Origin of the sequence: Glutamicibacter sp. MNS18, from assembly GCF_026107515.2 — a bacterium.
In the GTDB taxonomy this organism is placed as follows: Bacteria; Actinomycetota; Actinomycetes; order Actinomycetales; family Micrococcaceae; genus Glutamicibacter.
In genome coordinates this window covers 1-22669 of record NZ_JAPCHW010000013.1, presented here as the reverse complement: position 1 = coordinate 22669, position 22669 = coordinate 1, and the positions used below count along the sequence as shown (strand labels likewise).

The 22669-nt window shown below is 56.2% G+C and carries 17 protein-coding genes and 3 pseudogenes; 12 read left to right on the top strand and 8 right to left on the bottom strand.

The window, feature by feature from the left end:
- Positions 1-259: 259 nt before the first annotated feature.
- Positions 260-886 (bottom strand): annotated as a pseudogene (locus OK351_RS14760) (transposase); the annotation flags it as partial.
- Positions 887-1052: 166 nt separating this feature from the next.
- Here OK351_RS14760 and OK351_RS14755 point away from each other — a divergent pair.
- The 5 genes and pseudogenes from OK351_RS14755 to OK351_RS14740 form a co-directional block, all read left to right on the top strand.
- Positions 1053-2039 carry a site-specific integrase gene (locus OK351_RS14755; protein WP_265160447.1) on the top strand — a complete coding sequence of 329 codons (987 nt, stop codon included), beginning with the start codon at positions 1053-1055 and terminating at the stop codon, positions 2037-2039.
- On the top strand, positions 1957-2190 hold the full coding sequence (locus tag OK351_RS17965; protein ID WP_371931462.1) for a tyrosine-type recombinase/integrase: 234 nt from the start codon (positions 1957-1959) through the stop codon (positions 2188-2190). The genes OK351_RS14755 and OK351_RS17965 overlap by 83 nt, the downstream gene beginning before the upstream one ends.
- A complete protein-coding gene (locus OK351_RS14750; RefSeq protein WP_265160445.1) occupies positions 2187-3137 on the top strand; it encodes a tyrosine-type recombinase/integrase in 951 nt (316 codons plus the stop codon). Before OK351_RS17965 ends, OK351_RS14750 begins: the two co-directional genes overlap by 4 nt.
- Complete coding sequence (locus OK351_RS14745) at positions 3134-4126, top strand: tyrosine-type recombinase/integrase (protein ID WP_265160443.1); 993 nt, start codon at positions 3134-3136, stop codon at positions 4124-4126. Before OK351_RS14750 ends, OK351_RS14745 begins: the two co-directional genes overlap by 4 nt.
- Positions 4127-4238: 112 nt before the next feature.
- Positions 4239-4853 (top strand): annotated as a pseudogene (locus tag OK351_RS14740) (transposase); the annotation flags it as partial.
- Here the strand turns inward: OK351_RS14740 and OK351_RS14735 are convergent.
- The 7 genes and pseudogenes from OK351_RS14735 to OK351_RS14705 form a co-directional block, all read right to left on the bottom strand.
- Positions 4807-5799, bottom strand: a complete 993-nt coding sequence (locus OK351_RS14735; RefSeq protein WP_265160440.1) for a restriction endonuclease — start codon at positions 5797-5799, stop codon at positions 4807-4809. The pseudogene OK351_RS14740 and the gene OK351_RS14735 sit on opposite strands and share 47 nt — an antisense overlap.
- A 150-nt stretch (positions 5800-5949) precedes the next feature.
- Entirely contained in the window at positions 5950-6531 is a 582-nt protein-coding gene (locus OK351_RS14730) for a recombinase family protein (protein WP_265160438.1), read from the bottom strand.
- 578 nt (positions 6532-7109) lie between these two features.
- Positions 7110-8054, bottom strand: a complete 945-nt coding sequence (locus OK351_RS14725) for an ornithine cyclodeaminase family protein (RefSeq protein WP_265160435.1) — start codon at positions 8052-8054, stop codon at positions 7110-7112.
- Between the two features lie 611 nt (positions 8055-8665).
- The gene (locus OK351_RS14720) at positions 8666-10237 is read right to left on the bottom strand and encodes an aldehyde dehydrogenase (NADP(+)) (protein ID WP_265160433.1); all 1572 of its coding nucleotides are present in this window, start codon (positions 10235-10237) and stop codon (positions 8666-8668) included.
- A gap of 143 nt (positions 10238-10380) precedes the next feature.
- Entirely contained in the window at positions 10381-10710 is a 330-nt protein-coding gene (gene fdxA, locus OK351_RS14715) for a ferredoxin (protein WP_265160431.1), read from the bottom strand.
- A 511-nt stretch (positions 10711-11221) separates the two neighbouring features.
- Positions 11222-12610 (bottom strand): annotated as a pseudogene (locus OK351_RS14710) (pyridine nucleotide-disulfide oxidoreductase).
- A gap of 493 nt (positions 12611-13103) precedes the next feature.
- Positions 13104-14282: a CaiB/BaiF CoA transferase family protein gene (locus OK351_RS14705; protein ID WP_265160429.1), complete on the bottom strand. Its 1179-nt coding sequence runs from the start codon at positions 14280-14282 to the stop codon at positions 13104-13106.
- Between the two features lie 605 nt (positions 14283-14887).
- On the opposite strand from OK351_RS14705, the gene OK351_RS14700 reads away from it, so the two are divergent.
- The 7 genes from OK351_RS14700 (at position 14888) to OK351_RS14670 (ending at position 22003) form a co-directional block, all read left to right on the top strand.
- Positions 14888-15496, top strand: a complete 609-nt coding sequence (locus OK351_RS14700) for a helix-turn-helix domain-containing protein (RefSeq protein ID WP_265160427.1) — start codon at positions 14888-14890, stop codon at positions 15494-15496.
- Positions 15497-15620: 124 nt separating this feature from the next.
- Entirely contained in the window at positions 15621-16919 is a 1299-nt protein-coding gene (locus tag OK351_RS14695; RefSeq protein ID WP_265160424.1) for an MFS transporter, read from the top strand.
- Between the two features lie 7 nt (positions 16920-16926).
- On the top strand, positions 16927-18291 hold the full coding sequence (locus OK351_RS14690) for an FAD-dependent oxidoreductase (RefSeq protein WP_265160421.1): 1365 nt from the start codon (positions 16927-16929) through the stop codon (positions 18289-18291).
- Positions 18288-19520: a CaiB/BaiF CoA transferase family protein gene (locus tag OK351_RS14685; protein WP_265160418.1), complete on the top strand. Its 1233-nt coding sequence runs from the start codon at positions 18288-18290 to the stop codon at positions 19518-19520. The genes OK351_RS14690 and OK351_RS14685 overlap by 4 nt, the downstream gene beginning before the upstream one ends.
- On the top strand, positions 19517-20320 hold the full coding sequence (locus OK351_RS14680; RefSeq protein WP_265160415.1) for an enoyl-CoA hydratase-related protein: 804 nt from the start codon (positions 19517-19519) through the stop codon (positions 20318-20320). The genes OK351_RS14685 and OK351_RS14680 overlap by 4 nt, the downstream gene beginning before the upstream one ends.
- A gap of 4 nt (positions 20321-20324) precedes the next feature.
- Positions 20325-21230: a dihydrodipicolinate synthase family protein gene (locus OK351_RS14675; protein WP_265160413.1), complete on the top strand. Its 906-nt coding sequence runs from the start codon at positions 20325-20327 to the stop codon at positions 21228-21230.
- Positions 21230-22003, top strand: coding sequence for an SDR family oxidoreductase (locus OK351_RS14670; RefSeq protein WP_265160410.1), 774 nt, complete (start codon positions 21230-21232; stop codon positions 22001-22003). The genes OK351_RS14675 and OK351_RS14670 overlap by 1 nt, the downstream gene beginning before the upstream one ends.
- The last annotated feature ends 666 nt before the right edge of the window (positions 22004-22669 follow it).

Genomic DNA, 22669 nt, shown 5'->3' with positions numbered 1-22669 from the left:
GAAAAAGCCACCCTGATCTCCGTCGGTGGGGATTCCCGGCAGGGTACCGACTTGCAACGCGCCAAGACGGGTATCCATCCGGTCTTCGGACAAGTGGCTTTTCCGTCCATCGCACCCAGATTCATCCAGCAGCTCATCGCCACCGGACCAGTTAGCGCAGTCTCTCAGTCCAACACCGCAGTGAAAAGTGCGCGGGTCACTGTTTGGTAGTAGCGGGTAATCGCTCGGAAATTTTCAAGTCAAGTGAGACCAAAGGGTGCTAAGCAGCGAGCATCTCTTCACCTTCCTCCTGCTTCACCGGTTCGTTGATCCACGCGGCCTCAGGCATCTGTAATTTCTTCGGCATGCGACGCTGACCGAACCGTTCGGGATGCGCGTCCCATGCCTTCTGCAACGCCACCAGCCGCTGGTCCTCAACATGCCCGGTCATCCCGAAATGCACGTCCGCAGGCGTATGGAACCCGATCCCCGAATGCCGGTGATGACCGTTGTACGCCTGAACGAACCGGTCCATGAAATCCCTGGCATCAGCCAGCGAACCGAAACGCTCGGGGAACACCGGAAGATACTTCAAGGTCTTAAACCAGGCCTCTGAGTAGGGATTGTCGTTGCTGACCTTCGGCCGCGAATGCGATTTGAGCACATCCAAATCTGCCAGCAACGCCGCCACCGGCTTCGAGGTCATCGACGTGCCACGGTCAGCATGCACCACCTTGGGGATCTGGTCGGTGGCGAATACCTGCGCGATGAACTCACGCGCCAATTCCCCGGATTCACGGGCATGGACCTGGCAACCGACGATGTAGCGCGAATAGATATCGATCATCACGTACGCATCAAAGTAGGTCCCCTTGGCCGGCCCAGCGAGTTTCGTGATGTCCCACGACCTATGCCGATATCGGCATAGGTCGTGTTATGCCGAGGTTGTGGTTATGCCGATATCGTCGTCAGTGGCCCGGGTTACGGCGGTGACCGGGGCCTGCCTATCGGCATAATCATCGGCGTGTGTTCGACTTGTTTCCCATCAATCCAGGAGACAAGGAAACGACGACATGGAGCTTGTTGGAACGTCTGGCCGGGAGCATGCTGCTACCCCGCTGGAAGCGTACATCGAGGGATTCGAGGCTGAGCTGGTCCGGCTGGGATTCACCCCCTTCTCGGCGCGGGGCCAGCTTAGCCTCATGAGACACCTGAGCCGCTGGCTCCAGTCAAAGGGCCTGCTGGTGGAAGACCTGACGGTGGAAGTCATCGAGCTCTTTCTGCGTGATCGGAGGGCATCACATGCCGTGCTCTTCAGCCACAGGGCCCTGAGACCGCTGCTGAAGTGGCTGGCTGCCTCGGGGGCGATCGCCGTGGAGGTAGCTTTGCCGCGGCAGGTCCAGGATCCGCCCGAGCTGGTTCGCTTCGAGGAATACTTGCGTGTTGAGCGGCGACTGAAGGAGATTTCCGTCCAGGCGCAGGTGTCCCGGGCACGCCGATTCCTCAACGACTACACTCCGTCGGGAGGCCTGCGCGAACTGGGCGCGGCCGATGTCGTACGAGCGTTGCTGGACGAGGGCGAGGGCAGGAAGCCCGTTTCGGTGAAGAAGTTCGGCTATGTGTTGCGTTCGTTTCTGCGGTTCTGTTTCCTGGTCGGAGAACTGGATCGCGACCTGACCGGCGCGACTCTGGTGGTTCGGTTGCCACAGCCCTCGCTGCTGCCGGTGGGCGTGGGCCCGGGCCAGATCCAGGCCCTGCTGGATGCCTGCGATCGGAACACTTTGGTGGGGAAACGTGATTACGCGATGATCATCCTGCTTGCACGGCTGGGATTACGCGCCGGTGAAGTCGCGGGGCTGCGCTTGGAGGATATCGACTGGCATCATGGTGAATTTATGGTCCGCGGCAAGGGGTCCAAAGACGAACGGCTACCGCTGTCTGAGGAGGTCGGGGCGGCAATGGCGGATTATCTGCTCAATGCCCGCCCGGCAGTACCGGGCCTGCAAGCGTGCTGGTCTGCAGCCTTTCGGAGCGCACCGGCTGCGCCATTCCCTGGGTGAGGCCATGGTCGGTGCCGAGGTGCCTTTGGCCGCGATCGGGCAGGTGCTGCGTCATGATGACCCGGTCACCACCGCGAATTATGCTCGCGTTGATGTTACCAGGCTGCGCACCTTGGCTCAGCCGTGGCCCGCCGAGAGGAGCCTGTCGTGAACCAGTGGGAAGAGCACGTGGCCGACTATTTGCGGCTACGTCGCCAACTCGGTGCCTTCCTTGCATGGGATGAACACCTGTTGGGTCAGTACACGACCTACCTGGCTGCTGCCGGCAGCCTGAGGATCACGACCGCCAATGCGGTCTCTTGGGCGCAAGCACCTTTCGACGGACCGGGTAACCCCGTGGCCCGCGCGGCCAGGCGGCTGATGGCCGTGCGGGGATTTGCCACTTATATGCACGCGGTGGATCCCTCCCACGAGATCCTGCCCCAGGGGATTTTCGCCCACCCGGTGCACCGTTCGGCTCCGCACATCTATACCAGCGCCGAAACCGCCGCACTGATTGAGGCTGCAGGGCATCTGGGCCACGGGACCCGGGCACGCACCTATCCCACGTTGTTTGGGCTGCTCGCTGCCACCGGGCTCAGGGTCGGTGAGGCGTTGGGCCTGAACCGCGACGATGTTGACCTTGATACCGGAATACTGGTGGTCAGCAGCGGCAAGTCCCGCCACCAGCGACTGGCGCCACTGCATGAGAGCACCACCGCGGTTTTAGGGCGGTACTCGTCGTGGCGCGATGGGCATGAGCAGCAGAAGTACGCCGGCAGTGCACCGTTTTTCATCAACAGTGACGGCGACCGGCTTCCCTATCACAACGTCCTGAAGGCGTTTCGCCAGGCAGCTGGCGCTGCCGGGATACAGACCCACCGATTGCATCCCCGGATGCATGACCTGAGACATACGTTCGCGGTGAACACCTTGCTGGGTTGGTACCGCGAGGGAGCCGACGTCGCGGCTATGATGCCCGCCCTCTCAACGTATTTGGGGCACAGCGACCCGGCCAACACCTATTGGTATCTCAGCGCGGTCCCCGAACTATTGGCCCACGCCTCGGCCCGGCTGGCTGCCGGGGCCACCACCGCGGAAGGGCAGGACAAGCCATGACCAGTTTCGCCCCGTTGCTGCAGTCTTTCTTTACCGATCGGCTGATGACCCAGCGCCAAGCCAGCCCGAACACGATCGCTTCCTACCGGGACACCTTTAAGCTGCTGCTTGGCCACGTGCAGGAGCAGGCGGGTAAAGCGCCCTCGGCACTGACAATCAGCGACCTGGACGCGGGCGCCATCACCGGGTTCCTCACCTATTTGGAGACGGTGCGGGGAAACAGCATCCGGACCCGCAACACCCGCCTGGCGGCCATCCATTCGTTGTTCACCTACGCCGCACTGCGCCACCCCGAACACGCGGCGGTGATCCAACGGGTCCTGGCAATCCCCACGGCAAGAATCCAACGTAACATCGTCTCCTGGCTCGACCAGGATGAAGCCGATGCATTGCTGGCTGCCTGCAACCAAGACACCAGGACCGGCCGACGCGACTATGCGCTCTTCAGCCTCGCGATCCAGACGGGGCTGCGCGTCAGCGAGCTGATCGGGTTGAACATCGCAGACATCCATACCGGAGCCGGACCACACGTCCATTGCCTAGGCAAGGGACGCAAAGAACGCCGGACACCACTGCTCCCGGCCGTGGTGGCAATCATGGGTCACTGGATCCAGGAACGCAACGCCACCGCAGACGCCGCACTGTTCGCGACCACGACCGGTCGCCGGCTCAGCCGGGACGCGATCGAACAGCGTCTGCGCGTCACGGTAGCCACCGCTGCGGCCTCATGCCCGTCGTTGAACGGCAAGCGGGTCACCGCCCACACAATGCGGCACACGGCAGCGATGAGGCTGCTCCAATCCGGCGTCGACACCACGGTCATTGCACTCTGGCTAGGCCACGAGCAAATTTCCACGACGAATATCTACATCCATGCGGACATGACCCTCAAAGAGAACGCCATCGCGAAGGTCGCACCGCCCAAGGCTGCCGCCCAGGACCGCTACCAACCCACGGACACCGTCATCGCGTTCCTCGAGGCGCTTTGATTATGCAGATAGGCAGGCCCCGGTCACCGCCGTAACCCGGGCCACTGACGACGATATCGGCATAACCACAACCTCGGCATAACACGACCTATGCCGATATCGGCATAGCACGTGGGATATTACCGACTTGTATTCGCCGTATAGGAACCGGGTGTTCAAGGCCTATTCGATCATGGATATTTTCTCCCGGCAGATCGTCGGGTATCGGGTGGAGGAACGGGAAGCAGACCATCTGGCCGTGGACATGTTTCAGCAATCTTTCCAGGCCTACGGCGTGCCGAAGGTGGTGCATGCTGATTCGGGGCCGGCGATGAAGTCCAACGCGGTGAAAAACGCGTTGGAAGCAGAAGGTGTTGAGTTGAGCCGTAACAGGCCCTATGTGTCGAATGACAACCCATTCAGCGAGTCGGGGTTCCGCACCATGAAGTATCGTCCGGGGTACCCGAAGGTCTTCGCCACGCTCGCGGATGCGCAGGCCTACCTGGAGGAGTATGTGCCGTGGTACAACCGGCAGCATAAGCATTCGGGGATTGCGTTGTTCTCCCCGGCCCAGGTCCATGACGGGTCGTGGGAACAGGCTTGGGTCGGGCGGGAACAAGCGTTGCAGGAGTACTACCGGAAGCACCCGGCACGGTTTCGTGCCCGTCCGGTAACGCCGTCACCTGCAGGAATTGTCGGGATCAACCTACCTTCTGCAAAGGCAGGGGATCTATTGCAGACTGCTTAGTGACTCCACGCAGCTTGACATTTTTCGCACCAGTGACTAGACGGAGACCGGGCCGTTGGCGTTCGAGCGCGAGGGCGTCGCGGCTGTAAGCTCCGAGTGTCATGAACACGACGAGTTCGCCAGCGCCTTGGACACCGATGAGTTGTTGCACTTCAGGGGCGCCGATGGTGGCGGTTTTGTGCTTGCACTGGACCTTGATCAGCGGTGGTTCGACGCCCAAGGGATCTTTGTGGGCGATGACATCGACGCCGCCGTCTTGGGAGTACGCGGTGACGCGCGCTTGGTATCCCAGGGCCCGCAGGAGGTCGGCGGAGAATTCTTCGAACTGGCGGTGTCCAATACGTTCTTGAAGCACTTCGAGCACGAAGTCTCGCGTGTGGCGTTCGATGCGTGAAGCACGGGGCTCATCGGGAGCATCGTCTTCGGGTACGTTGGTGGCTGCAGCTCGTTCAACAACCGCAGTTACTTTCTCAACATCTTCGGTGCGGGTGTTGAGCGCTGCGAGGAACTCGTGAGAGTGCTTACTGACCTTGAACAGGGTAATCGCTGACCCGATCTCATAGAGGGCGGGCTGGGTGAAGACCGTGCGGGACAAACCGATCTTCTTCCACTCGACGCGGCGTCGGTGCCGGTGCGTCTGCGCTCCGGGGACGTATTCATAGTTTCCGCGGATGATGCCAATATTGATCGTGCTGTCTGGCTTGTAGGGAGCGACAATGACATCGCCGATGCGAATCTCATCACGGAACCTCAAAAGGATCCCGGCCCAAATAGGGATGGCTTTGTGGGAATCCTCGGGAGTTTGCCGGGCGAGTTCCGTTTTGAGCTCTTCGCGACCACCGGGAATTTGCGAGAGGTCGCCCATGCTGTCCCACGCCAGGCTGACAAATTTTTCATCGATGAGTTCAGTGGTAAGCGTGTCGTTATGTATACCCCATACCTGCATGGACTGTTCTTCTTTCGCGAGGTTCTCCCAGTGTTGACCTCATCATAAGTTGAATACCCGACATCATGGCTGGTGCCAGGGCCGTATGAAGCAACCAGCCCTGCTTAGGACTCGAGGAACCGACCGTTGGTGCATTCGCAGGTTGCCCGATTAAGTGCTAAGTTCCTTTATCCGTCGGTAGAGAGTCGCCCTCGACATTCCAAGATCTTGGGCAACCTGGGTGGCGGGTTCACCGGCCTGGATGAGTTTTGCTGCGGTGCGGATCTGGGATTCGGTGAAGGTCGGCCGCCGGCCACCGAGGTCGCCGCCGGTGGTGCGGCGTTTGGTGACGGAGTCGTTGATGCGTTCGCGTTTGATCTCGAGCTCCATCTGCGCAAGGGCAGCCATGACGGTGAAAACCATGGCGCCCATGGGTGTTTTGGTGTCCACGTCGCCGCCTCCGAGGTTCAGCACCCGTAACCCGACATGGCGCTCACGAAGTTCTTGCGCGAGGTCGAGCATTTTCTGGGTGGAGCGCCCGAGCCGGTCCAGGGTGGTGATCACGAGGGTGTCATCTGGATGCAACGCGTTGAGAGCTTTATCGAGCGCTGGGCGTTTGGCCAGTGCGCCGGATTGGCCGTGGTCGATGTAAAGGTCGTCGCGTCGGATGCCGGCGGCGAGGAGGTCTTGGATTTGCCGGTCGGCGTCCTGGGCTTTGGTTGATACGCGGGCGTAGCCGATCAGTTTGGGCATTGGTCCTTCGAAAGTGTCTCGCAACTAATGGTGTCGACATGATTCTACGGCATTGGTTGCGACACATAGTTGCGAGAATTTTGGGCCATTGAGTTTCCGCGGATTTATTGCCGGGGGATCGGGGCTCGTTGAGACGTCTTGCAACCTATGGGTTGCGAGAACGCTCGCAATCAATGTTTATCAAATTCTCAACAATCCTGCTCGAAGACCTTTCCTTTGGGTTGGTTGGTTGAGATGCGTTTCTTCGGAAACATTAGGCCCGAGATTCCGCGATTATGAAAGAACTCCACGGCGACCCGTGGGGCTTCTTACCTAACGATCGTTTAATGAAACGATGACAGATTCTGGGAGTACAAGTCTTGAATTTTCTTGATGGATATTAGACACAACAGCTGAGACCCATAAGCGACGAAGATTCAGCAGAAACCTTCCTCAGCTCCAATCGTCTTCCAGTGCTGAAAGGGAGACGAAGACCTCCGGTTAAGTCATGGTTATCTTGATAATTTCCACTTCACTCGGAGGTCTTCTTTTTGTCACCTAGCCACGCCGCGTGTCACTAACGTCCGTGGTTAATGTAGCTAGCCCCTGTGATCTTCGTATACCACTGCAGCAGAAACCAAGTCCTCCCATGCCATGCCCACACCGGTATAGAGGGTTGGTTTGCCGTGACTGCGCTTGAATTGACCGTTGATGAGGTCCTTGAGGTTGGCCGGATGGATTTCTTTCCATTCTTCAACGCTGCGTGCTGGAATTAGGTTCCCGCTCTCTCGCCATGAAGACCCCCGTCCTTCAACGACAATGTCTGCTCGCCTGACGAGCGTTTCATCAATTTCCCTCGCGTCAAGCCCGTGCTGACCTACTGAAGCAATAATTGCGTGATTTGCTGGTAACGACCCGTCAAAGAGTGGGGTCGTGGAGGATGTCACGCATAAGATGACATCTGCGTTCGGCACATCTCCGACTTGTCCGACTCTCGCGATAATACCTTCGGTTCTCAATTGGTTAGTCAGCGTATGAACCCGTTCCACACGTCGCCCTACAATTGAAAATTTTGCGCGTGGAAATACAGCGTGCGCAGCGCGAATATGGTTGAGTCCTTGGACCCCCGCTCCAAACACTAAGACGTTCGGAGTATCGGTGAAGGGTGTGACAGACGGAGATTCTGCAATGTTCTTCACTGCAGCCAAGGTAGTGGCTGGGGTGCGGATAGATGTGAGTTCAGCACCGTCCATTGCGGCGATTGGAGTGAGGTTGGATGAGTCGAAAAGCAGGTACACACCTTGGATTTTCTTCTCGCCGTTCGCTGGGTTCAGCGGAGCAATGGTCACAACTTTGAACCCCGAATATTTTGGTCCAGCAGTTGGCATCATCAGAAATTCGCCCTTTGGCGCGGGGGCAAAAAGCCGAGGTCCGTCTTCCTCAGGATCAATGTCGGATCGCAGTGCTTCTTCGATGGCGCTGATGGCGCGATCAAAGGGGAGCGAAGAACGGACTTCAGAGGCATCAAAGTAAGACAAACTCACAGTAGGAATCCTTCCGTAACTGGGCAGTTGGTTCTATGAAGTGTTGTGCAGTAGCGGTGAGCTCGGTTCACTCGGTTGCTGGAGGAATGACGGAGCGCACGCCTGCGGCAATTGTTACTTTGATCCGTCCTCCAATGATTTGCGAATCAAGGTAGCACGCGTCGATGCAGTTGACATGAACCGCTGGTTCACTGTGGGCATGCAGAGGTTCCACGGGGCGTCTCGCTTCAACTTTTGATAGTAGTGAATGGCCGGGTAGCCCGCTCACGGGGCGATTCTACGTAGGCATGGAAGCTTTCGCTGAGCCGCCAGTACATGGTGCAGTCGGATGGGCATGAGGATAGATGTCAGAGCGGAGCTTCCCATAAGTGTAGTGATGGCACTATCAGGGCTGATATGTCCGCAGTATCGTGAGCAGAAGTGTCAGCCGGTCCGGAGCTGAATGCACTGGCACTCAAAATCGGGCAATCTGGGGGCCGCCGCATTCTGCTTCAACGCATGAGGTTCGTGATGGGTTCGAACGCTCACGCGAATCGAGATCTCCTGCCAGTCAAGATATCTCCTTGCGTGGCGTAGCCCGCGCAAGGAGATATCACTCATGGAGAGGGATCTTAGCTGTTCAGCACACCGTCAATACGACGGGGCAAGCTCCACGGATTTTCGTCCTGTAGCGCTTCCGGCAACAGGTTCGATGGGATGTTTTGGTAGCTCACAGGTCGCTGGAAGCGATAGATCGCCAGTGATCCCACCGAAGTAGTTCGGGAATCAGATGTTGCCGGGAAAGGCCCGCCATGCACCATTGAGTCATTGACTTCGACACCGGTGGGCCAGCCGTTAAAGAGGATTCGTCCGACCTTGCGTTCTAGGACCGGCAGGACTTTTTTGACCGATTCAGAATCCGCATCGGTTGCGTGCACGGTGGCAGTGAGCTGGCCGTGGAGGCTTTCCAGCGTGGAGACCAGATCAGACTCATCTTTGTACCGGACCAACAGTGCAGCTGATCCGAATATTTCTTCCTGCAGTTCCGGTGTATTTCGGAGAATCTCGCTATTGGTTTGAAAGAGGACCGGTGCTGGTGCGTTCTGTCCTGAGACCTCCTGTCCTTGTGATACCGCGGAGACGCCCTCGATGTTCGCCAGTCGGCTTACCCCTTCACGGTAGGAGTCGCAGATTCCAGAAGTTAGCATGGTCTGGCCGCTGAGCTCGCGCAGCGCCTCGCCTGCTGCAGCAGCAAAGCCTTGGTCGTCGGCAGGAACGAAGATCATCCCAGGATTGGTGCAGAACTGTCCGGAACCCATGGTCAGTGATCCCACGAACGCAGACGCCAGATCCTTCGCTTTACCGTTCAATGAACTAGGAAAAATGACCACCGGGTTAATGCTGGACATTTCAGCGTAGACCGGAATCGGCTCCGGCCGCGACGCAGCAGTACGCATGAGTGCTAGACCGCCCCCCTGCGACCCGGTGAAACCCACGGCTTTGATGCGCGGATGGGACACCAATTGCTGTCCCACGGCGGAACCAGCACCAAATATCTGCGAGAACACTCCAGCCGGCAGCCCGGCTTCCTTGACAGCTGCGTTCACAGCCTGGCCGACAAGTGCCGCGGTTCCAGGGTGAGCGTTGTGTGCTTTGACAACAACAGGGCAGCCTGCAGCCAGTGCCGAAGCGGTGTCTCCGCCGGCCGTAGAGAATGCGAGCGGGAAGTTGCTGGCGCCGAACACCACCACAGGACCTAGAGGGATCTGCCGCTGACGCAGATCCGGGGCAGGCGCAGGAGCCCGGTCCGGCTGGGCTGAGTTGATCCGCACTTCTTGGTGAGCACCAATCCGCAGCTCACCGGCAAAGAGTCGCAACTGGCTGGCGGTACGGCCCAATTCGCCAGTCAAGCGACCGAGAGGAAGGCCTGATTCTTGCACTGCCCTGTCGACAATCCGTTCACCATCCAGTTCGAGGTTCCGCGCAATGGTCTCCAGGAACACCGCTCGCACTTCAGGCGTCGTTGCGCGGTAGACGTCAAAGGCAGACCACGCTGCCTCGGCAGCTTGGTCCACGGTATCTTTGTCAACGAAAGTAAAGACAGGTTCTAGGGCTTTTCCGGTAACGGGATTAATGCCTTGCACCTGCCCGGCGGTACCCGTGCGGTGTTCACCGGCGATGATTGAACTGGCGATGATAGTCATGGTTCTCCTCTGGAGTCATTGTTATGTAGGTGATGTGGGTGGTTTGTCGAGGGTGGGATCTGCTAGCAATCGTCAACATCAAATATCTGGTTGGTGATCTAACTCAAGACCCCGAAGTGTGCCGATGTAACGGTGCGTATCTACTACGAGCTCTTGGAGGTACTGAGCTCGAGGCTAGCGACAAATGGGTGGTCTCGTCCGGTATTGCCAAAGGGTTCAGCACCACCGGGCGATCCGATTTCTTCGAAGAATTCTTCGTTAGCTCGTATATAGTTACTCCATTCATCGGGCACATCATCTAAGAAGTAAATAGCTTCCACCGGACAAACCGGATCGCAGGCGCCACAGTCAACGCACTCCTCAGGGTGGATATAAAGGGTTCTTTCGCCTTCATATATGCAGTCAACAGGGCATGCCTCGATGCACGCTTTATCCTTGACATCTACGCAGGGCTGGGCAATAACGTATGTCATCCTTGAACTCCTCTGTAGGTTGTAGTACTCAAGCTGAAGAACTGCCCCCATTGTTCTCTCATACATGAAGCAATCGAGTAGAGATTATTTGTAATGGGACTATGCGAAAGACGTGATTCCCTACGATCAGTGATGGCTTGCAAGATGTCTAAGCGGTTGTGCATAGGATGAGCCATACCCTCTACGATAATGAAGATTTTTACTTAAACAAGGATTTTCATAGTGTAATTTCCGTGAGTTACTGCCTCGCCATGGTTCGGTACGTTCCTAGCTGCTCTTTACAAGGCCGAACCCAGGCCAGGGTGAGCCCAGCTGCTTTCATTTACAGACCTAGGAATATTTTCCATGTATCACTACACCTTCGAGGCTGATCTGTTCAGATGCCCGAGTTCGATCCGCTGGTGCCGTTTGTCAAATATAGGGCTCACTCTCCGAGCCGTTCCTGAGTACTGAATGACCCCTTGGAGCGTTATCGGAACAGCAATGGGCAAGCGTGCGCGCTTGATGTCGGCTACCGGGTGAAGTTGCGGGAGATGCTCACCATTTCTTGACGAGATATCACTTTTACTCGGAGTCGTTGGATGGAGGAGAGACGACCGACACCGTTACCGTAGTTGATTCCGAGCTTTCGCTCATGCTCGTCCAGTCCTTGCCATCCTTTCCAGGTGGTGTATTCCACGCCCCGATCTTCCAAAAAGGTCTATGACCGCAGAGGTCTCAGCACTTCTGGCCTGCACGAGTTCCAGGCAATCCTCGAGAAGAAGTTCTACGGTTTCTTTTCATCACCTTTGGTATGTCCGATCAATCCGACCGGACCACGCTTTATCCAGCCGGTGGTGTCGAGATCTTAGATGGGGTTTCCCTCAGTATTGAGAACCCGGCCGCGCTCGTTGGGAATCACGCCGCGCTTTAGGTCGAATCCAACATCTGGGAGTTCTGTACCTGTGTATCCGACGGCCTGGACAGGATATTCGATGATATCGCCGGTACCGCGGACGTTTCCGGTTCCATCGAGTTCATTACGTTCGAATTTGATACCAACTACCTTGTTGTTGTCTTCTTCATTGGTTCCACCCACGATCTCTACGGGATCATGCAAGAAATGCATATGCAGACGGCGAGGTGCGTCAGTATTCTGTTCCTCAACGAGCCAGTTGGTCAGAGTGCCGGTCAATGTCTTGATCTGCGGGCTGGTATTTATGGCGTGATCGGAGCCTTCGTCATACTCGAAGTCTTCTAGATACAAGATGACGTCACCTGAGAATGTGACAGTTCTCGAAGCTCAAGAGGGTCGAACTTCACCTGAGCAGGGCCTCGACTGCCGAAGACGTGCGCATTTGTGCCTGACGGGGCTGACTGTTCCTGGTAGACATTCTCTGGGATTTCGGTGGTAAGTAAGTCTTCGGCAATTTTGGAGAGAAGTACGTGCCACATTGAGAGTGACGTTGCCATTACCAAGGACTGCTACTTTCTTCGCATCCAAGGGCCACTCACGCGGCACATCGGGATGACCGTCATGCCAGGAGAAGAAATCTACGGCTCCGTAGGGGCCTTTGAGATTGACGCCAGGAATATGTAAGTTGGCTTCTTTGATGGCACCCGTGGCGGAAATTACGGCGTCATAGCGTTGGCGCAAGCCGGCCAATGACAAGTCCAGGCCATATTTCACGTTGCCGAAGAACCGGATCCCGCGGCGGTACAGCACTTTAGCGAGCGCAACAACAACTCCCCTAATACGTGGGTGATCTGGAGCCACTCCGTATCGCACCAAGCCGTATGGTGCGGGATACTGGTCGAAGATATCAACGCACACCGCAAAGTCACACTCTGCATGTACCAACAGATCTTCGGCATAGATGTCCCCGGGCTCCGCGCCAATTATTGCCACGTTTAAGGAGATTTTTTTCTCTGCTTAGATCTGAGTTCAACACTGAAGCTCCTTACAATTCGAATGGTTATCTACGTACGCGTAACTCAATTACCGAATAAGGTAAGGGTCGGAGTCCGGATGTTCGCCGGATTGGATCTAACAGGTATTTTCCTGCAGCTTGTGGCTCGGAAATGCTTTTCTTGTTCCGCTATACGCTCTTGGCCTTAGTGGTGACGGACCAAGACACTCCCTGATTCCCGCGCAGTAGAGGAGATTGCCCCGTCTGAAGTGGTACGTGCGTAACCGTTGTGCCATGAGGACCGGTTCCGACCAGCAGGAGAAGGGAACAACCACGTGACCTAGCGGAAGATATGAGAATGAGAGGCATCTGGATGAAGCTGATTTTCGCGCTCTTTCCTGGCTCTTGCTCAGCCGATGTTCACGCGAATTTAACTTCAATAGTGCTCGAGTGATTCCTCGTTGACTTGATCGATGTGCGATGCATGATTCATTGGGATGTTCACTACTGCACGGCTCCGCTGGAAATCAGTTCGTCAATTCGAACCTGGTCGTACCCGAGTTCGGCCAACAGCACCCGGCTATGTTCACCAAGTTTCGGAGGGGCATGGCGGATTTGGGGCGCAACTTTTGACATGGCGATCGCAGGCGCAATCGTCTTAATTATTTGTCCGTTGCTTCCATCAAACTCAAGAATCATGTTGTTATGAGTAGTTTGGGGATCGGCCAGTGCTTCGGCGAGGCTTCGTACCGGACCACACAGCACATCGTTTCTCTCAAGTTCATTGAGCCATTTTTGGGTGCTGCCTTCGCGGAGACGATCAGCGATAATCTGTCTGATTTCACGACGATTCTGTTTAAGATTTTCGGGGGTGGCAAATCGTTCTTCGAGGGATAGGTCGCAGAGCTGGAGTGCTGCACAAATGTCGCGAAGCGGGTTCGGCTTGAAAGCCCCGACAATAACAATTTCGGAGTCCGCCGTTGGGAAGCATCCGCTTAGCGGCATCAGGGCCCAGTTCAGCTCCTGGTCATACATGAGCCTCGTCGTCGCTTCTTGCATTTGCATCGCGAGCATCGAGTTGTAGAGGCTCACCTCGATTTTCTGCCCCTTACCTGTCTTATGGCGGTGAAGCAAAGCCAGCAGGATACCCTGAACCAAGTGCTGCCCGGCGGTGTAGTCAGCCAGCGGCGTCGCATAGATCGAAATCGAATCCTCGGGGTCTGCCAACCGTTTCATCACACCCGAGTAAGCTTGACCGAGAATATCCTGGCCTCCTTTGTGCGAGTAAGGACCCGTAGGACCAAAGCCAGAACCTGCCGCCCAAATGATTCTCGGATTGAGAGCAGACACCGTGTCATAGTCGAATCCGAGTCGCTCCATAACGCCGGGACGAAAATTGCTGACCACCACATCGGCGTCATGCAACATGTCGAATATCAGCGCGCGACCAGCCTCCGTTGAAAGATCAATCGCAATACTGCGCTTATTGCGATTGAGGCTAAGAAATACGGGGTTGTCTTGTCCTGTATGCGCCAACACTCCCTTTCGGGAAAGATCTCCACCGCCCGGGCGCTCAATTTTAGTAACGTCCGCACCGAAATCCCCGAGTGTCTGGGTACAAGACGGACCGAGCATTACCTGCGTGAAGTCAATGACGGTGACGCCATCCAACGGTCGAGACATTTTTTGCTCCTCGTAAATCGAATTAAGTTGGTGGAGCGCCAATGTGCATGATCCAGGCGCTTCAAGATTCTTCAGAAGGTCGAGTACGTGGCTGATCCTTAGAGGTCCAGTCACCGGAAACACACGGATACACAGTCCAGCTATCTAGTGAAGACCTTTATGACGCTGGGGCATCCCCAAGGTCTGGGCGGGCACAATCACGCTCGAGCTGCTGCATCTCCTTTGCATATTCGATGCTGGATTCGTAGCTGTGAGCACAAAGTCTATATAACTTCCACCCAGTTAATAGGACTTTTCCACAAGCGGGAATCGCAGGAGAATCTCTTTTTACATCACCGGGATCTACAGTGCGCGGGTCGTAACCCCTGATGTAAACCCTTGAGCTATCTAGTTAGTATATTGATGATCTTCACCGATTCAACCACAAGCCGGCACCAGATTTACCGCTGATCGAACACTGAGCACCTAATGTTCCGTGGCACCGCCGCACTCCGAGATAACCAAGCAGTTACCCACCGAGGGGTGTGAGCTAGTTCATGAAAAACTGTTGACATAGTAAAAAATCGTCAATATAGTAAATTCAAACGATCCAAGGAGTTCTATTCATGGCTATACCAACCACCGATACATCGCCAAAAATAGCGGTGGATGGAATTCTTGCTGACGTCGGCAGCATGGTGCGAGCTATGCGAAAGGAAAAGAAGCTCACCCTTGCAGAGCTATCAGAGGCGACAGGCCTCAGCCCTGCGATTGTGAGTCAGATTGAACGGGGCTTGGCCAACCCGTCGTTTACCACGTTGGCTCAACTCGCACACGGACTGGAGATCCCAGTTGGAAAACTCTTCCCGACCCATGCAGAATCTCGAGAACCAGTCGTCCGCAAGGCCGATCGTCGTGACCTTAGGGGAGCCGTGCGCGAGGCAAGCGGTGATGCCATCTACGAGCTACTGACTCCGGACTTGAACGGTAGCATCGAAGCCCTCTGGATCGTCACACCACCTGGGAGTGCTTCTATTGACGGACCATTCACCCATGGTGGAGAAGAATTTGGGATCATTCTCTCCGGCAAGAAGGATGTCTATCTCGGAGATAAAAAGTACGTCCTTGAAGCAGGCGATTCCATCACTTACGACTCGTCAATACCGCACTGGTATAAAAATGGTTACGACGAACCCTGCGTAGCACTCTGGGTTGTCTCCCCTCCAACCTGGTAAATCCACACCCTGCGGCATCAACCGCACTCTACCCATCGACTCCAGCACCATCCTTCAATGGGACGGGTGTTTATGAAGTCTGCCCTCTGTACGAGCAACAATGATGCGTGATTGAAGGAACATCATGATAGACACTGGCGTCATCAAAAAGAACCGCAAGCACGAAAAGCTCTCGCCGGTTGTACGGCGCGGCATTCTCGGCCTCGGTCTAGGTAACACCCTTGAATGGTACGACTGGATGATTTTTGGACTCCTTTCCTCGTACATAGGACCTCATTTCTTTCCAAGTCAAGATCCCGTAACCGCTACCCTGGACACCCTGGCCATCTTTGCTGTCGGCTTCCTCTTCCGCCCTTTGGGCGGAGTAGTCCTTGGAACCTTTGCAGACAGGATCGGCCGCCGGAAGATCATGATGCTGTCGATCACGATGATGGCACTCAGCACACTCGTCATCGCTATAACGCCCACTTACGCCGCGATCGGTGTATGGGCACCTATCATTCTCTTACTCTGCCGGGTGGTGCAGGGTATTTCGACCGGCGTCGAGGCTCCACTTTCGGTGGCACACGCCGTTGAACTTGTACCGGAGGGCCGCGAAGGTTTCGTCGCCGGCATCATGTCGTTCTTCGTCAACGTAGGCATCTTGCTGGCACCACTTGTCAGCTTCATCGTCTCTGCCAGCCTCGGCGACGGAGCAATGAGCGACTGGGGGTGGCGTATCCCGTTCATCGTCGGCGCTTCCTTCGGACTTGTCATTCTTTACCTGCGTCGGACACTGCCTGAGAGCATGAAAGAAGAAGAACTCGCCGAAGCAACGACCGGCAGTGTTTGGAAGGGCGTACGTAAGAGCTGGGTCAGCGTACTTGCCATCGTATTTGTGGTCGGCGCAGTCCAGGCCTACAACTACGCATGGAACGTCGGTCTTCCCAATACCGCTCGATCCACCATGAAAGAGGATCCGACAGCAGTGTTCGCGTTGACAACCATTCTTGGCCTCATCCTTGTGGTGGGAAGCCTTGTTGTCGGACGCCTCGTTGATGGACGTGCGATCTCGAAGTGGTTCATCGTCGCTCGCCTCCTCGCGATTCCTTCCGTCTTCTTAATGCTGCTCTACGTTCAGCCAGGCATTGGAGGCTTCGCTCTGGTACTACTTGGCGGCTCTGTCATCCTCGTGCTCAACATGACTCTCTACAACGTTGTATCGGCGTCACTGATGCCCAAGAGCTACCGCGGTACGGGAACTTCGCTCGGCTACGGTCTCGGCGTCGCCATCTTTGGCGGGACCGCCTCGTTCCTGCTCGTTTGGTTCCATTCCATCGGCCTCGACTGGGCCTTCCCTATATACGTCGCGGTGCTTTCCGCACTCAGCGTCATCTTTTACCTAATAGCAAGCCGCCTCAACGGCATCCACCTCGGAAAGTGAGAACACCATGACAACCCTTGATCTTCGCATCACCAGTGATGACCAGCGAGCACCAATCGCCTCTCGATCAGACGTATTAGTTGTTGGAGGGGGCCCCGCTGGGGTCGCGGCAGCAGTTACCGCCGCTCGTTCCGGGGCCTCCGTCACCTTGCTTGAACGCTATTCCTCACTCGGTGGTCTCGCCTCCGGTGGAATGGTGCTTGTACTCGACGACATGATCAATGGCCAAGAAATCACGGTCACCGGCATCGTCTCCGAGTACATTGAACGACTGCAAAAGCTCGGACTCGCGATTGTGCCACCAGCGGAGGACCGTAAAACTTCGCAGGAACTGTTCGACAAGTGGGGCAGATACGGGACTTTCGACTTCCATTCCCAAGGAAACCCCAAGCCTGTTTGCTACGCTGCGGCTTTCGATCCAGACGGCTGGAAGACAGTTTCGAACGATCTAGTTCGTGAGTCCGGGGTAAACCTGCTGCTGCATTCCTGGTTCTCACGTCCTATCGTCGATGGTGGTGTTATGAAGGGAGTGATAGCCGAAACGAAGCAAGGCCCGCAGGCACATCTTGCCGACATCGTTATTGATACAACCGGCGACATCGATGTCGCATCGAGGGCTGGAGCCGAATTCATTCAAGACAGCTACATCTCAACGCTTGTCTTCCGCCTCGGCGGCGTGGACACCGATCGCGCTGAGGAGTTCGAGCAGAGCGACCCGAAGGCTGCACGTGCGATCAACCGCAAGGTTAAGCGCATCCTTGGTGGTGCTTGGGAATTGTGGTGGCTCAAGACGCCGCTCCCAGGCATTGTGTGGTGCAATGCCCCCCACATGACAGGTTATGACGGTACCGATCCAGCCTCTCTCACACGCGCAGATTTTGCTGCTCGCGATCGCATCACCGAGGCCGTTCAGTATGTCAAGGAAAACCTGCCCGGGTTCGAGCACTGCTTTGTCGTAGATACCGCACCGCAAATGGGCGTACGACAGACCCGTCTTCTGCAGGGCGAGTACGTCATGACCAAGGACGATGTGATGGACCGCCGCCATTTCCACGACACGGTTGCTCGTGGTCGTGACTACTACTACCCCTACCGCTCTCTCCTGCCGAAGCGCGTTGATCAGTTGCTCGTCGCCGGACGTCACTACTCGGCAACCTCCGAAGCGCAGAAAGCGTCGCGTGAGATTCCGCCGTGCATGGCCATGGGCCAGGCCGTGGCATCAGCTGCCACCCTCGCTCTGGAACAGAAGCTGCTCGTACGTGATGTTTCCGCGGTCGACATTCAGCAGCGCATGCGACAGCACAACGCCGATCCGGGAGACATCCCGTCAGGAAATGCAAGCACCCGTGATGAAGAAGCGGTGAAATCATGACCTCGGAGACAGTACTGGATACAGCAGACAACGCGGCAGCAGTGCCCCAAACGCTGCCACTCGACGGTGTCACTGTTGTCGACTTCACGCAGGTGTTCATGGGTCCAAGCTGTACGCAGCTACTAGGTGACTTTGGGGCTGACGTTATCAAAGTGGAGCGTCCCGTCAGTGGAGACACCTCACGCAATTCGCTTCCCGATAGAGACGGTCAAGATAACCCGATTTTCCTTTCCATCAATCGCAACAAGCGAGGCATGTCGATTGATACGAAATCCGAGGAAGGCCGCGAGGTCCTACGTAGTATCATCTCGGGTGCCGATGTGGTCGTCAGCAATTTTCGTGCCGGGGTCATGGAGCGCATGGGGTTCGGATATGAAGAAATGAAAGCTCTGAACCCGCGTCTCATTTGGGCTTCTGGTACAGGTTTTGGCACAAGCGGTCCATACTCCACACTCGGTGGACAAGACGTGATCAACCAAGCCTATTCCGGTGTGATGTGGCGCCGCAGCTCCGACGATGACCCACTGACCGTTTACCCGACCACTCTTTGTGACTACACGACTGGCATGCACCTTTTTCAAGGCATCCTGCTCGCACTTCGCTCGCGGGATGAAACCGGGGAGGGGCAGAAGGTTGAAGTCACGATGTACGACTCTATGCTGCATATGCAAATGCAGGAAGCCTCCATGCAGCTCAACCGTGGGTTCGAGGTGAACTGGGGACGAATGCCGTTGACCGGCGTTTTTTCCACAACTGACTCAGCAGTGTGTTTTGTCGGCGGGTTGGCTACAGATCCCCTCAAACGCATTTCGAGTGCACTCGGACTCGATGAAGATCTCACACTACGTCCAGAGTTCGCAACGCAAGAAAAGCAGGTAGAAAATCGGGCAGCACTACAGAGCATCTTCGCTGAGCGATTAGCGACGAACACCACCGAGCATTGGACCACGCGCCTGGAACAACAAGGTGTCCTCAGTGCTCCTGTTCGCACACTCGCGGAAACGCTCGAAGACGAGCAAACCGCTGTCAACCAGATGATCATTGAGGCCAAGCATCCGACTGCTGGTGCGTTCCGCATGCTCAATGCGCCTATACGACTCTCGAACACACCCGCCACGGTGCGCCGCGTTGCCCCCCGCCTCGGGGAACACAATGATGAGATCCTCAAAGAAAATGGTTTCGATGAAGAGGCGATTAGCCGACTACATGACCTGGGGGTGCTGAAATGAGCGAAGATTCAATGATCGATGAAGTCAATTTCGATGTCGATGCTCGTGGTGTCGCAACTGTCATGATCAACAGACCCAACCTCCTTAACGCTGTGGACCGAGTGACCCACGATCGCCTTAACGAGATCTGGACCTCGATCGAGAACAACGATCAAGTACGACTTGTTGTAATCACCGGCGGCGGCAGGAAAGCGTTCTGTGTAGGTGCAGATATGTCGGCAGATGCCGTCGACAAAACAGGACTGGAATATTGGGCGGAGCTCGATCCCAACGGGTTCGGGGGGCTCAGTTTGCGCCAAACACTCGATGTTCCAGTGATTGCCAAAGTCAACGGCTACGCACTCGGTGGTGGCATGGAGATCGTGCTCGGTGCAGATATCGTTGTGGCCTCCGACCGCGCCCAGTTCGGATTATCCGAACCGCGTGTCGGCCGGCTGGCCTTGGACGGCGGTATCACTCAGATTGTGCGTCGTATCCCGTACACGCAGGCTATGAGTCTTCTCGTCACTGGCCGCAAGGCCAAAGCAGAAGAGCTTCACCGAATGGGTCTTGTCAACGAGGTGGTAGCGGAGGAAGAGCTTGATGCCGCGGTCGAGCGCTGGGTTGAGCAGATTCTTGCGTGCGCTCCCACCTCGGTGAGAGCTGTTAAACAGATGGTCACGCGCACTTCACACCTCAGTGCTCATGAGGCAAGAGCGATGCGTTTGCCCGCACTCATGACCGCTCTCGATAGTGAGGATGCCATCGAAGGTGTCGCTGCGTTCCAGCAGAAGCGGAAGCCAGTCTGGTCGGGGAAGTGATCTGATGCCAGACACGCGAATCAAAGCACTGTCCCGGGGCGTGTGGGGGGTTGTCGCGACACCATTTACTGATTGTGGTGATATCGATGAGGCAAGCCTTGCGCGCCTCGTGGAGTTCTATGAATCGGTAGGAGCCGCGGGGTTAACAGTTCTCGGCGTTTTTGGTGAGGCCGATGCGCTCACGACAACCGAGAAGAGACACGTGCTCAAGGTTGTAGCCGAACACAGCCGTTTGTCGATCGTGGCCGGCATTACGTCTCTCGCGACAGCGCCGGCAATCATGGAGGTTGAGAACGCGCAAGCGTCGCTTGGAGATCGATTACAAGCTGTCATGGTGCAGGTGAACTCGGGCAGCCCCGTTGCCGTGATTGAGCACCTGCAGCGCATTCACCAGGTGACCGGAGCGGCCATTGTCCTACAGGACTACCCCAAATCAAGTGGTGTCTCCATCACCACCGAGGACCTGATTGCAGTTCTCCGGTCATGCCCGTTCATTTCGGCGGTTAAGGCGGAAGCTCCGCCTACGTCCGTGGCGATTGCACGTATTACAGCTCAGGTTGAATTATCGGTGTTTGGTGGGCTTGGTGGCCAAGGTTTACTCGACGAACTCGCTGCAGGGTCTGCGGGGGCGATGACCGGGTTCTCGTATCCGGAGGCTCTCGTTCGCTGTGTAAATGCGTGGCTCTCTGCAGACCCGGAAACAGCCCGTGTTGAGCTCTTACCGTATCTGCCACTTATCAACTTCGAGCAACAGCCTGGAATTGCTCTCGCGATTCGCAAAGAATTGTTTTTCCGTCGTGGCCTGTTCACCTCGGCCAGGGTCCGTACGCCCGCAAAACATTTTCCGAAGGAGCTCGACGTGATCGCGGCTGATCATCTGACCGAAGTTGACGCTACGGAGGTCCACTGATGGATCTAAACATTCAAGGAAAAACCGCGTTCATTGCAGCTTCAACGGCCGGCCTTGGCAAAGCAATCGCCACGGCTTTGGCAGCTGAGGGCGTGAACGTCATTGTCACAGGCCGCGAAGGGGACATAGCTAAACAAGTTGCCGCGACTTTCCCGTCAGCAATAGGCATTGAACTTGACGTGACCGACGCCGATTCACGAGCCGCAGCATTGAAGGCGGCAACAGCGCACTTCGGTACCATCGATATTCTGGTATTAAACGGGCCCGGGCCACGGGCAACCGCCGCCACGGCTCTCACCGCAGAAGATGTCACCGATTCCTATAGCCGCCTCGTAGCCCCTGGGCATGATCTGGTCTCGCGTGTGCTTCCCACGATGCGCGCCCACGGGTGGGGTCGCATCATAGCCATCGGATCGAGCGGAATAGTCTCGCCATTACCAAATCTGGCATCCTCAAACCTCGGGCGGGCAGCCCTCGCAGGCTACCTCAAAACGCTCTCCAACGAGGTTGCCAGCGACGGTGTCACCGTAAATCTGGTGTTACCAGGACGCATCGCCACTGATCGAGTGGCGCAGCTTGATGCAAGCCAAGCTGAACGCCAAGGTACTACCGTGGCCGAGACGAAGCGACTTTCCGAGCAGGCTATTCCCACAGGTAGATATGGCAAACTGGAAGAGTTTGGTGCCACGGCGACTTTTCTCTGCAGTGATTCCGCCTCATATATTACCGGTGTGGCGTTACGTGTCGACGGTGGATTAGTTCGAACTCTCTAAAGGCCACCATGCGACCGCGGCGAGTGATCCCTCGAGGACGCAACACTCAGCACAGTGGTTAGTCGAGCATGGCGGGTGGAATGCGGCGTTTCATGCAGTTTCGGCGCGGCCAGCTGGCACCAGAGATTGACCAGGAAAAAATCAATGGGGTACTGGTCTCTCGAAATATTGCTACATCGAGAAAGACCCTTCCCGCAACTTATTGAAAACCTTCATCTGGGTTAGAGCCTAAAACTTCGGGCAATGATAGAGACCATGAAAATGGCGAGTAGATCCTTTTTTGTTGCGAAGTGAGTAGTCCGTAATTTGAGGCCGTGCATGGCCCAAGATCGCATGACGGTTGGTAACTCAGGTACCGCAGGTTTTGGGTTGTGTGCGGGTGGTCGGTTGGTTCCTGTTGTCCACGTGTGTGCAGGAAAAGCAGCGGAGCGGGAGGGCTTTTGCTGTGCACAGGTGGGCAGGAGGCTATGGGGCGTATCCACGGAAAAAGAAATGGGTCGGTACTCACCTTTCGGTGAGTACCGGCCCATTGTTCTATGTCGCGTTTGGGTCTGCTGAAGGTTTGGTTGACACTTCGACCGCATCACCTCGATAAGGTGGTGCTCAAACGAAGGAAGACCCAATGCCTAAGAATGTCTACACCGATGAGTTCAAGCGCGACGCCGT